This is a genomic window from Testudinibacter crocodili (genome assembly GCF_006228025.1).
Classification (GTDB): Bacteria; Pseudomonadota; Gammaproteobacteria; order Enterobacterales; family Pasteurellaceae; genus Chelonobacter.
This window is the reverse complement of record NZ_VDHF01000082.1, coordinates 24,010-36,282: the sequence shown is the minus strand read 5'-3', so window position 1 is coordinate 36,282 and position 12,273 is coordinate 24,010. Positions and strand designations below refer to the sequence as shown.

9 protein-coding genes and 1 pseudogene are annotated in these 12,273 nt (G+C 46.6%); 4 read left to right on the top strand and 6 right to left on the bottom strand.

Translation table 11 applies throughout. The features are described 5' to 3' along the window. Positions 1-91 precede the first annotated feature (91 nt). Together FHQ23_RS09405 and FHQ23_RS09400 are read left to right on the top strand one after the other, a co-directional pair. Positions 92-1,042: a DnaJ C-terminal domain-containing protein gene (locus FHQ23_RS09405; RefSeq protein ID WP_139614096.1), complete on the top strand. Its 951-nt coding sequence runs from the start codon at positions 92-94 to the stop codon at positions 1,040-1,042. Positions 1,043-1,050: 8 nt separating this feature from the next. Next, positions 1,051-1,317, top strand: coding sequence for a chaperone modulator CbpM (locus FHQ23_RS09400; RefSeq protein WP_232517288.1), 267 nt, complete (start codon positions 1,051-1,053; stop codon positions 1,315-1,317). Between the two features lie 65 nt (positions 1,318-1,382). On the opposite strand, the gene FHQ23_RS09395 is transcribed toward FHQ23_RS09400, so the two are convergent. Beyond that, entirely contained in the window at positions 1,383-2,285 is a 903-nt protein-coding gene (locus tag FHQ23_RS09395; RefSeq protein ID WP_139614095.1) for a LysO family transporter, read from the bottom strand. A 191-nt stretch (positions 2,286-2,476) separates the two neighbouring features. Here FHQ23_RS09395 and FHQ23_RS09390 point away from each other — a divergent pair, with 191 nt between their 5' ends. Continuing rightward, a complete protein-coding gene (locus FHQ23_RS09390; protein ID WP_139614094.1) occupies positions 2,477-4,087 on the top strand; it encodes a DUF2813 domain-containing protein in 1,611 nt (536 codons plus the stop codon). 7 nt (positions 4,088-4,094) lie between these two features. Here the strand turns inward: FHQ23_RS09390 and FHQ23_RS09385 are convergent, their stop codons facing one another. From FHQ23_RS09385 to metE, 4 genes and pseudogenes are all read right to left on the bottom strand, one after another. Next, entirely contained in the window at positions 4,095-5,399 is a 1,305-nt protein-coding gene (locus FHQ23_RS09385; RefSeq protein WP_139614093.1) for an L-cysteine desulfidase family protein, read from the bottom strand. Between the two features lie 277 nt (positions 5,400-5,676). Further along, on the bottom strand, positions 5,677-7,032 hold the full coding sequence (gene lysC, locus FHQ23_RS09380; protein WP_139614092.1) for a lysine-sensitive aspartokinase 3: 1,356 nt from the start codon (positions 7,030-7,032) through the stop codon (positions 5,677-5,679). 61 nt (positions 7,033-7,093) lie between these two features. Further along, positions 7,094-8,086, bottom strand: a pseudogene (locus tag FHQ23_RS12600) (virulence RhuM family protein/type II toxin-antitoxin system death-on-curing family toxin). A 209-nt stretch (positions 8,087-8,295) separates the two neighbouring features. Beyond that, positions 8,296-10,560 carry a 5-methyltetrahydropteroyltriglutamate--homocysteine S-methyltransferase gene (gene metE / locus FHQ23_RS09360; protein ID WP_139614089.1) on the bottom strand — a complete coding sequence of 755 codons (2,265 nt, stop codon included), beginning with the start codon at positions 10,558-10,560 and terminating at the stop codon, positions 8,296-8,298. 132 nt (positions 10,561-10,692) lie between these two features. Here metE and FHQ23_RS09355 point away from each other — a divergent pair, with 132 nt between their 5' ends. Then, a complete protein-coding gene (locus FHQ23_RS09355; RefSeq protein ID WP_139614088.1) occupies positions 10,693-11,619 on the top strand; it encodes a LysR family transcriptional regulator in 927 nt (308 codons plus the stop codon). Here the strand turns inward: FHQ23_RS09355 and hxpB are convergent. Then, on the bottom strand, positions 11,602-12,273 hold the full coding sequence (gene hxpB, locus FHQ23_RS09350) for a hexitol phosphatase HxpB (RefSeq protein WP_139614087.1): 672 nt from the start codon (positions 12,271-12,273) through the stop codon (positions 11,602-11,604). The genes FHQ23_RS09355 and hxpB overlap by 18 nt on opposite strands.

Here is a 12,273-nt window from a genome sequence, read left to right as displayed (position 1 = left end):
ATTTCGGCTTACGCCTAGATTGTGCTCATTTTAAACAACAACTCAAAATATAAACAAAGATCAACAGACCCTACTGTTGAAGGAGAGTGAAATGGCAAGTAAAAATTATTATGAGGTGTTGGGGGTAGCGAAAGATGCCAGCGCTAACGACATCAAGAAAGCCTACCGCAAATTAGTGCGAAAATACCATCCGGATATTAGTGCAGAAGCAGACGCTGACGAGAAAACCAGCGAAATCAATGTGGCTTATGAAACCCTGAAAGATACAGAAAAGCGTGCCGAATATGATGCGATGCTGGAAAATCCATTTGCCGGGCGTACTAATCAAGGTGCAGATTTTGATCCACGTCGCTACGGGTATGAATCGCACGATTTTTCAGGCAGCCATTTCGGCGACGGGCAACCTTTCGGTAGTGGCGATTTCCGTTTTGACGACATCTTTTCAGCCTTTGGTAGCGCCGGGTGGCGTGGACAGGCTTCTCGCCCGAGCGGACCCAGCAAAGGCGAGGATCAACATGCCGAATTGAGCATTGATATTAATGCGGCTTATCACGGCAGTGATCGTAGTTTAAGTTTGGATATGCCAACTTTAACTGCTGACGGGCAGATGAGCTATGAGCGCAAAACGCTACAAGTCAAGATTCCGAAAGGGGTCATTGAAGGACAGCAAATCCGTTTGCGCGGGCAAGGACTACCGGGTTTTAATGGCGGTGAAAACGGTGATTTATATCTGAAAATTCGCTTTCATCAATCGGATCGCTTGTATGTGGATCAACGTAAAGACGTATATCAACGCATTGATATTATGCCGTGGACCGCAGCGCTCGGCGGCAAAATAGAGTTGGAAACCATTGCGGGCAAATTTAACCTGAATATTCCTGCCAACAGCCGTAACGCACAAAGTTTGCGCCTGAAAGGTAAAGGTATTCCGAATAAGGACGCCGGTGATTTGTATTTGTTGCTGAATATTGTGTTGCCGCCTGCCAACAGTGATGCGGATAAAGCCGCTTGGCAGCGGTTAGCCGATTATTACCAAGCTTGAGGAGGACGATGATGACCGAACAACAAGATATTCAACTGACTTTTGAAGAGATCGTGTGCGCTTGCGACAATAATATTGATTGGGTGGTCAGTGTGATTGAAGAGGAGATCATCTCGGTTCACGGCAAGCCGCAACAGGCGAGTTATAGCGGTTTTCAACTGTCGCGAATTCGCCGTGCGCACCGAATCAGCCGTGATTTTGAGGCCAGTGTTCCTGCTACCGCACTGATTTTGCAATTGCTGGATGAGTTGGAAACGCTACGCAAAGGTGGATAAGCCTTGGATTTAGATAAGGTGATGTTGATAAGACCGTCGAGGAAAGTGGCGGTCTTTTGTTGTAGCTATAAATTGATAAAGAAGACGAGTAAAATCGGTACTAGAATATTGATAATAAAACCGTAGCTGATGGCAAGTGGTACGACTTGCATGCCGCCAGAACGCTGGATCACCGGTAAGGTGCAGTCAAGTGCGGTCGCACCAGTGATACCAACCGCAGTCGAGCGGTGTTGCTGCATAAAAAACGGCACTAAAAACAGGCTGAGGATTTCTCGTGACAGATCATTAAAAAAGGCGATACTGCCGAAAACCGGACCCCAAGCATCATTGATCATCACACTGGATAAAGAGTACCAACCGATGCCGGAGGCGATCGCCAAGCCTTGTGAAATCGGTAAATCCAATATCATTGCAGCCAAGATTCCACCGAGCAAGGCGCTGATAGTGACCAGCATCGCCGTGTAAATTCCCCGTTTATTAAACAGCACCTCACGCAGTGCAATACCGTTGTTACGTAATTGAATCCCGATCAAAAAGATCAGTGCAAGCAAGACATAAGTGCTGCTGTTCAGCGGTATATTCAAATGTCCTTTACTGAACAGTCCTAAAATAAAACCCAAAAACACCATCGAGGACATCAGTAGAGAATCCAGCATTAAGCGTAAGCGAGACGGCATCTGTTCGCTATGGTGTTGTAGCGGACGTGGCGAGATTTTGTCGTAAATCAGCAGTGCCAGCAGATTTAACCCCAGTATCAGGCTGATAAACGTGAAAGCAGACAACGCAATAATCGGCAGTTGCACCGCAAGATCGTCCATTTGTCCTAAAGAGAGTCCCATAATCAATAAAATCAAATACAGCAGTGCCATCACGGCTTTGTTAATTCTATTCAACCATTTTCTGTTTGTTGTTTTAATTAAATAACCGAAAAACATCGGTCCTAATACGATCAATAAGCCTTCAATCATAACCACCTCTTTCTGCTGCGAGCGAAGATTATAGCGAAAAAGATAGCGTTACGCATAGGGTCTGTTGATCTTTGTTTATATTTTAAACGGTAGCTCAAATTATAAACAAAGATCAACAGACCCTATTCAGATCGCACTTTTTTTAGTAAGCTGTTTTTAGTAACCGACTGAAATTCGCAAACGAGGTCAAGATGTATTTAAAACAAGTTGATGTAATCGGTTTTCGAGGTTTGAACCGCTTATCTTTGCAATTGCGCTCCAATATGGTGTTGATCGGCGAAAATGCTTGGGGAAAATCCAGCTTGTTGGATATCTTGAGCCTAGTGCTCAACCCGGAAAAGCGGTTATATCAATTTAAAGCGAGTGATTTTCATCTGGCAGCAGAAGAGTACCAAGAGTTATCCGTTAACGGCGCAGTGCCACAACGCAACCACAACTGTATGGTGCTGTTTACTTTCAGCGAGAGCCAGCATGGTGAAAAAGAGCAGCCGCAGTGTCGGCAGTATCGACAGCTGTTTTCCGAGCATGAAGACGGTTATGCCCGGATTTATCTGCGGATCAGCGGCGAGTTGAGAGCCGGAAAAACCACAACTGAATACTCCTTTTTGAATGATAGCGGCGATAAAATCCAACTCAAAAATGCTAAAACACTGGTTTTATTGATTATTTCACGCCATCCGGTATTTCGTTTTCGTGATGCCCGTTTACAACGACACTATCACACCGTTCGTCCGTTTTGTATTAAAGGTGAATGTGAAGGCGATGTGCTGCAAGAGGAGATCCGCTCGGTAGCATTGTTGTTGCAATACTATTTTTTGGATAATCAAGATCGTCTGCTATGGCAACAACAAATGCGTGAAACCAGTAAGATGTGGACGCAGGTCAAATCGTTGTCGCAGCGACTAATGCAGGATAAAAGCGGCAATTTAAAAAAACGGGTCTTGTTTTATCTATCCTCAATGTTCGAGCGTGGCAAAGGAATTCGTTTCAGCAAACAAACTCGCCCGATTATCCTGTTTGAAGATTTAGAAACTCGGCTACATCCTCGAATGGTGGCGATCGGTTGGGAGCTTGCCAGCCATTTGCCGATTCAACGGATTACCACCAGCAACTCAGTGGAGCTGTTGGCGTATGTCCGTTTGGAACATATTTGTCGCTTGGTTCGTTATGAAAACCAAACCAAAGCGTTTCAACTGTCACGCCGTGATCTAGGCAAGGAAGATATGCGCCGCCTCAGTTTCCATGTGCATTATAACCGCAGTTTGGCACTGTTTTCACGAATTTGGCTGATGGTTGAAGGCGAAACTGAAGTGTGGATTTTGACCGAGCTGGCACACCTGCTGAATATTAACCTTGAAATGGAAGGGATTCGGATCATTGAATTTGCCCAAAGTGGATTACGCCCATTGATTAAATATTGCAAAAAAATGGGCATAGAGTGGTTCGTGTTGACCGACGGTGACAGTGCCGGTTGGAAATATTCCGACACGGTGAAAAATTTGCTTGAAGCAAATGAATCTGTGCATAGTCGCTTGCTGACGCTACCGAAAAGAGATATTGAACATTTTTTCTACAGCGAAGGCTTTGAAAACGTATTTTACCGCCTTGCCAACCATATTCCGCAGCGCAATCAAGTGGTCAGCAAAATTATTCAACGGGCAATTCAGCGATCTTCCAAGCCCGACTTGGCGCTTGCCTTGTCGGATGAAATGGAAAAACGCGGAGCCAATTCGATTCCGCTGTTGTTTAAACAGATGTTCTATAAAATTATGCAACTGTCAAAACAACAGGAAAGAGTATAGGCGCTGGTTAGCGTTTCGGCTTGCTGACCATAATTTCGATCACCTGTTTATCGGTATAGAGCATACTGCGTGAGGCGATGGCACACAAGTTGTTGATGGTGGCATCGATATCATAGTCGACAATGCCTTCGTCGCCTGTGACATGGCTGTTATCCATCGCCATCAGCACTGATTTATAGCCACTGGAAACACTGGTCGAAACTTTCATCGCACAACTGTTTGCTGCGCCGTCACAAATGATGCCGCTAATATCGCCGATCATGCTGCAAATGCTCATGCTCACGGTTTCAAATTTTCCGGTTAGTAACCAAGCAATACCGGCACAACTGCCCATCGAGGCAGTGGTGACGGCACAAAGTGCGGAAAGCTTCGGCAGCTTGCTGTGAATATAAATCGCCATCAAATGCGATAAAAACAGGGCTCGAGTCAATTTTTCTTCATCGGCATTCAAGTAGTCGGCAACCACGACCACCGGCATTGTCGCCGCAATGCCTTGATTGCCGGAGCCAGAATTGCTCATCGCCGGCAAGGTGGCACCACCCATGCGTGCATCGGAGGCCGCGGTGGTTTGGATAATCACTCGGCTTAATAAATCGTCCGACATCAAACCGCTGCCGACGTGTTTTTGCAAGGTGCGCCCGATATGCAGTCCGTAGTTTTTATTCAATCCTTCTTTTGAAAGTGCGGTATTCAAGCGTGCCGCTTCTAAGATAAAAGCGATTCTTTCCAGATCAACGGTCACGGAAAAATCAAACAGATCTTGTGCGTTCAGTTGTTCAAATATTGTATATTCGTTTTCCGATGTACAAGCTTGCCGCCCCACACTTTGGTAGATCATCTTGCCATTTTTTTCAATCGAAATAATATTGGTATGGTTATCTTGAATGCAGACTTTGACCCAATTATCGTTGTGAAACAATGTCGCTTCGGAATACAGAATCTGTTCAGTTTCTTTAATGCCGACTACCACTTTTTGATTCGCCAACATCTGTTTGGCTTGTTCGATTTGCTCGGTAGTGATATTTTTTAGCACTTCCAGCTTGCCATCCGGATCACCGCCCAAAGCGCCAATCGCTGCTGCAATCGGCAAACCGACCATACCGGTGCCCGGCACGGCAACACCCAAACCGTTTTTCATTAAATTCGGCGACACTTTGGCTTCAATTCGCTGCGGTTTGGCGGCAAGATATTTGGCAGCAACCGCAGAGGCTAATGCCAGCGAGATCGGCTCGGTACAACCGAGCGCTGGAACGACATCATTACGTACGATTTCAATGAGTTGGGTTTGTAACGGTTGGCTGAATTCAGACATAAAGGATTACCATCGAAAAGAAAAATAACGGCACATATCATAACAGCTTAATCGCTAAGATAAAGAAACGAATGTGCGAAATGTGATTTTTTAAGATTTTTTCTCTTGAATCGGCAAAGAGCATAATCATTTACTGTGGTAAACCACTATTTAGGATGCGATTATGAACGCCAAACAATCGGTACGCATATTATAAACAAAGATCAACAGACCCTATAAGAAAGCCCTTAACTTGCGTACAAATTAAGGGCTGAAACCGCACTTTGTTTAAAGACAATTATTTCTCAAATAGTTCGGCATGCAACAACCGCACCACTTCGTCAGCGTGCTGGCTTTGGACTAGCAGACAGATATTATTGGTGCTGGCGCCGTAGCTAACCATGCGCACATTATAGTGTTCAATCGTACCAAACAAACGTTTCGCTACACCGGCAGTGATATGCAGATCGTTGCCGATCAGCGCAACCAAAGACAAGCCGGTATCGACTTTCACGTTGCAGACTTCGCTGAGTTCGGTTAACAGTTCGTTGGATAACATATTGGCGCCGGAAGAAGCGGAGCCGGTTTTATCCAAGGTCAAAGCAATGCTGACTTCGGAAGTGGTGATGGTGTCCACTGAAATTTTATGCTTGGCTAAAATATTAAACACGTTGGCTAAAAAACCTTGAGCGTGCAGCATACTTAAGCTAGATAATGTTAATAGGGTTTGATCGCGGCGCAGCGCAATCGCACGGAAAATCGGGCGTGGTTGTGGATCGCGGGTGACCCAAGTACCGCCTGCCGCCGGATCTTTGCTGGAGCCGACATATACCGGAATATTACTGCGCACCGCAGGCAACAAAGTGGCAGGGTGTAGCACTTTGGCACCGAAGGTTGCCATTTCTGCCGCTTCGGCGAAGCTCATGGTGTCAATTTTTTGCGCTGCCGGCACCACTCGCGGATCGGTGGTGTAAATGCCCGGTACATCCGTCCAGATCAATACATCTTTGGCGTCCAACACTTCCGCCAATAATGCCGCCGAATAATCGCTGCCACCCCGTCCGAGCGTGGTGGTTTTGCCTTTTTCATCACGCCCGATAAAGCCTTGGGTGATCACCAGTTCGCCACGATTGAGCAGCGGTTTTAAAATGTTATCGCAATTCTTTTGGGTTTTGGCATCGTCCGGTGCGGCTTTGCCGTAGTTGCTGTTGGTGGCAACTAATTGGCGTACATCAACCCAAGTGGCGTTGGTTTGCAGTTCGCGCAACACTTCGACGAAAATCAAGGTGGACATCATTTCGCCGTGGCTGATCAATTCGTCGGTCAGTGCAGGTGAAGTCGCCAAACTCGCCGCTTCGGACAACGAAGCGATATTGGCAAGTAAACGATCGATCTCTTCGCTGATCACTTTGTTATTTTTCAATTCATCTAAAATGTTGTATTGAATCGTGCGCAATTCGTCCAGATATTTGGTACGCTGCTCGGTTTCGCAACCGTTTGCCAACGCAACCAGAATGTTGGTCACGCCGGCGGAGGCGGACAACACCACCACACGGGTATTGGGATCGGCAATCACGATTTTGGCGCAGGCATTCATCGCAGGGAAGTTGGCAACGCTAGTGCCACCGAATTTAGCAACGGAGAGATGTGACATAGTTTTAGTTCCTGTATTTGAGAGTATAAAATAACTTTTTTTGTCTTAGGGTCTGTGGACCTTAGTCATTTTGCTGCAACATGTGCATGATCAGACGGATTAAGGTCTCTTTTTGCTGTGGCGCAGATTCTGCCACCAACAGCGCCAATGCCGCCAGCCCGGTGTCGTTGATCAACGGCTGTCCGTCTAATTTTAATAGTTTGCCATTTTTATGTAAAAAATCTACAAATAAAAACGCCCCACTGCGTTTATTTCCATCAAAAAACGGGTGATTTTTGATAACAAAGTATAATAAATGTGCCGCTTTGCTTTCAATGCTGGGATAAGCCGGTTCGCCAAAAACAGTTTGCTCCAGATTACCGAGAATGGCAGCTAAGCCGTCCTATCGTTCACGTGCAAACAAATCCGTTGCTTCACCTTTTGCGATTAAATCGGCTTTCAAATTGGCTAATGCAGACTTAGCATCGTTAACGGATGGCAAAACGCCGCCGGGTTTTCCTTGCGGATCTTGCAGCAAGCCCTCATCATATTGCTGTAACCACAGAAAAGCCTGAGTATAACGGCTGACGATATTGACCAAACCCCGCCCACTGTCGAGAGTCAGTGCCGACGAATCGGCGGTTTTTTGAATCAATGCCAGTGCTTGTTCCAGTTCTGCGGCATTTTGCTGCAACCGCTCTTGGTTGATGCTGTAACCTCGCAGCAGATATTCTTTCAGGCGTTGAGTTGCCCAAATACGGAATCGGGTTGCATTTTTTGATTTCACACGATAACCCACAGAAATAACGGCATCTAAATTATAATGTTTTAATCTCCGTTTAATGTTGCGATTACCTTCTTGTTGAACTACCGAGAAATCCTAGATAGTTGATATTTCATCTAGCTCTTGTTCCAGATAAATATTTTTCAAGTGAAGGCTGACATTATCTGTACTTGTATCAAATAGCTTTGCCATCTGCGCCTGCGAAAGCCATACGGTTTCCTGCTCAAACCGCACTTCGACTTGGGTTTGTCCATCTTGGGTCTGGTAAATTTCAATTGGATTCTTGCTCATCTGCGCCACCTCTCATTTGGCAGGGATACGGGTTTTTGATCATCCAAACATACCCATGTTATCCCAGAAAATCATACGGATTTTGCGATCTAAAATCCAATCTATTAAAAAACCACCCATAGTTTAAATTAAGGGTGGTTTTGGTAGAATGAACCGCACTTTGTTTATATTGATACAAATATTAATGCAAAGTGCGGTCAGTGCTGGAATTAATTCAATTCGGCACGTAATTTTTTGGTGACGTTGACCATCACTTCCAATGCCGCGTTGGTTTCCGGCCAGGCACGGGTTTTCAGACCGCAATCCGGGTTGACCCACAGGCGTTCTGCCGGGATAACGTCTAGCGCTTTACGCAGTAAATGCTCGATCTCGCCGGCTGTCGGTACTCGTGGGCTGTGGATATCGTACACGCCTGGGCCTATTTCGTTCGGATATTTGAAATCGCCGAATGCGGTCAGCAGTTCCATATCGGAACGCGAGGTTTCGATGGTGATCACATCCGCATCCATGCCTGCGATTGCCGGCAGAATATCGTTGAACTCGGAATAACACATGTGAGTGTGGATTTGCGTCGAATCTTGCGCACCGAACGAGGACAAGCGGAATGCTTCGCACGCCCAATCTAAATATGCATTCCAATCGGCACGTTTCAATGGTAAACCTTCACGAATTGCCGGCTCGTCGATTTGGATAATTTTGATGCCAGCTTTCTCCAAATCTAACACCTCATCATTTAATGCCAGTGCGATTTGTTTACATACGGTCGAACGTTCGATGTCGTTACGCACGAAAGACCATTGTAGAATCGTGACCGGCCCGGTCAACATCCCTTTCATCGGTTTTTGCGTCAAACTTTGTGCATAAGTGGACCATGAAACCGTCATCGGATTCGGGCGCACCACGTCGCCGAAAATTACAGGTGGTTTCACGCAACGACTGCCGTAGCTCTGCACCCAACCGAATTTGGTGAAGGCAAAACCGTCTAACAGTTCGCCAAAATACTCCACCATGTCGTTACGCTCGGCTTCGCCGTGCACCAACACATCCAGATCCAATTTTTCTTGTTGTGCGACCACAAAGGCGATCTCTTTTTTCATTGCTGCTTCATATTCGGCCGCTGAAATCGTGCCTTTTTTGAAGTTGGCGCGGGCATGGCGAATTTCACTGGTTTGCGGGAAAGAACCGATATTGGTGGTTGGCAATAATGGCAGTTTCAACCACGCTTGTTGCAATTTGATTCGCTCGGCAAACGGCGATTGACGTTGGTCGGCATTGGCAGGCAGGGCTGCCAAGCGTGCTGCCACTTCCGGACGGTGGATCACCGCAGAAGCGGCACGCGCATCAGCGGCAGCCTGACTGGCGGCAAGCTCGGCTTTCACGCTGTCACGTCCGTTGGTTAATGCTTGTTTAATCACATTCAATTCTTGGATTTTTTGCAAGCTAAAGGCTAACCAAGAGTAGAGATCACGGTCTAATTGCGTTTCCACTTCCAAATCAAACGGGGTGTGCAATAAAGAGCAGCTTGGCGCAATCCATAAGTTTTCGCCCAATTTGGCTTTTAACGGCTCAACCACGTCCAAAACCTGGTTCAAGTTGGCACGCCAGATATTACGCCCATCGATCACCCCGAGCGACAGCACTTTGTCATAATCGGCAAAAGCGCTGATTTGTTGCGGCGCACGCACCAAGTCAAGGTGCAAGCCGTCAATCGGCAAGCTTTTCAGCAAGTCAGTGTGTTCGGCAACTGAGCCGAAGTAAGTCGCAAGCAATAATTTAGCTTGCACTTTTGCCAGTCTTTCATAAGTCGGTTTGAAAGCCGCAATCCATTCAGTCGGTAAATCTACAGTTAAGGCTGGCTCGTCAATTTGGATCCATTCTGCACCGGCTTGCACAAGTGCGGTCAGTATTTCTTCATAAACCGGTAATAATTTATCTAACAAATCTAATCGGTTAAATGTTTGTTTGCCTTTTTCTTTGCCTAACCAGAGGAAAGTGATCGGACCGACGATAGTGGGTTTGGCTTGCAAACCAAGCGCTTGCGCTTCTTGCAGTTGTTGTACATAGTGCGCCGGATTAGCTTTGAATTCGGTATTTTTGTGGAATTCCGGCACGAGGTAGTGATAGTTAGTGTCGAACCATTTAGTCATTTCGATGGCGTGTTGCTGCGTATTGCCTCGTGCCAGTTGAAAGAATTGATCTAAGCTCAGATTGCTGCTGTCGAAGCCGAAACGGGCGGGGATAGCACCGGTGGCGACTTGCAGATCCAAAATATGATCATAAAGGGTGAAATCGGCAACAGCAACATAATCCGCATTAGCGGCGGCTTGGTGTTTCCAGTTTTTTTCACGCAACGCTTTGGCGATGTCGAGCAGATCTTGTTCTGCCAACTCTTTGCGCCAGTAGCGCTCTTGAGCAAATTTGAGTTCACGTTTGGCGCCTACGCGCGGAAAGCCGGCTAAATGAAATGTAGTCATGCTGATATCTCCTGATTATTCATGTTAATTTATTTATAAACAGCCGTCTAAATGGCTATCTGGGATGCAGAATGACGGATTTTAGTATATTATGCAAACTCATAATTTTCACAAAGATGATGAATAATTTTAATGAAGCCGATATTTTTAGAATTACGCCATTTAAAAACCCTGATTGCATTGAAAGAGACCGGTAGCGTCTCTTTGGCGGCGAAACGGATCTATTTGACTCAATCCGCGCTTTCGCATCAAATTAAGCTGCTGGAAGATCAGTATGGTTTAACCCTATTTGAGCGCAAAACCCAGCCGCTGCATTTCACGGCGGCAGGAGAGCGCTTAATTAAGTTGGCTTATGACATTTTACCGCGAGTGATCGAAGCGGAGCTGGATCTGATACGGGTGAAAGAAGGCGATGCCGGACAGCTACGGATTGCGGTGGAATGTCACACCTGTTTTGACTGGCTGATGCCGGCGATGGATTCGTTCCGCCAAAATTGGCCATTGGTTGAGTTGGATATTGTCTCCGGTTTTCATACCGATACGCTTGGATTATTGCTGACGCACCGTGCCGATTGGGCGATCGTCTCTGAAATAGAAGAGACCGCAGGCATTGTGCACCAGCCGTTGTTTGCCTATGAAATGGTGGGCATTTGTTCCAAAGATCACCCGTTGGCGAATAAAGAGGTGTGGCAGGCAGAGGATTTTGCCGAGCAAACCTTGATCACCTATCCGGTACCGGATGATATGCTGGATTTATTGCGTAAAGTGTTGTATCCGGCGGGTATTAATCCTGCTCGGCGCACCAGTGAATTGACTATTGCGATTATTCAGTTGGTCGCCAGCAAGCGGGGCATTGCCGCATTACCATATTGGGCGGTGTTGCCATATTTAGAACGCGGTTATGTGGTGGCACGCAAAATTACGGAGAATGGCTTACAAAGTGAACTGTATGCTGCGGTGCGCGAAAATGATATTCACACAGCGTTCATGCAGGATTTCTTCCATACAGTGAAATCGCAGAGTTTCTCGACGTTGCCGGGCTTATCGGTGCTGGATTAAGCCCGTCAAAAGTCTGTCGTCAATCTGGTTTAACGAGCTTAATTTATAATCCGCCAGCGCCCAGCGTGGATCGTCTTCTTCGTGCGCGGAAGGCACTGCAATACAGCACATTGACGCTGCTTTGACAGCAGTCATGCCGACCACCGAATCTTCAATGCCGACAGCAAAGTGCGGTTCTACCCCCAACTGTTGTGCGGCGTGCAGATAAACCGCTGGGTGTGGTTTGTTGTAAGGTAGTTCGGTTGCAGAAGCAATCGCAGAAAAATAGTCGCGGATACCGCACTTTTGGGTAATGCTTTCCAATAACTCCCGTGGCGATGCCGATGCCACCGCTATTTTTAGATTATGTTGACGCAAACGCACCAACAATGGTTTGACGCCATCCATCAGCGGCTGTTTGTCTAAAATCAGATCTATCGCAGAGCGACAATATTGCTCGGTTGCCTGTTCGACACTCAAATCTGCCGCACCATATTGTTGATATAACTTGCGGATTACCTCTTTTGACGGCACGCCGACCATTTGCCGCATATCTTCAGCGCTGACCGGCAGCCCTAACTGGTTAAAATAGTGAATGCCTGCCTGCTGCCACAAGGGTTCTGAATCGATCAGCACCCCGTCCATATCAAAAATAACTGCTTTGATTCTCGTCAT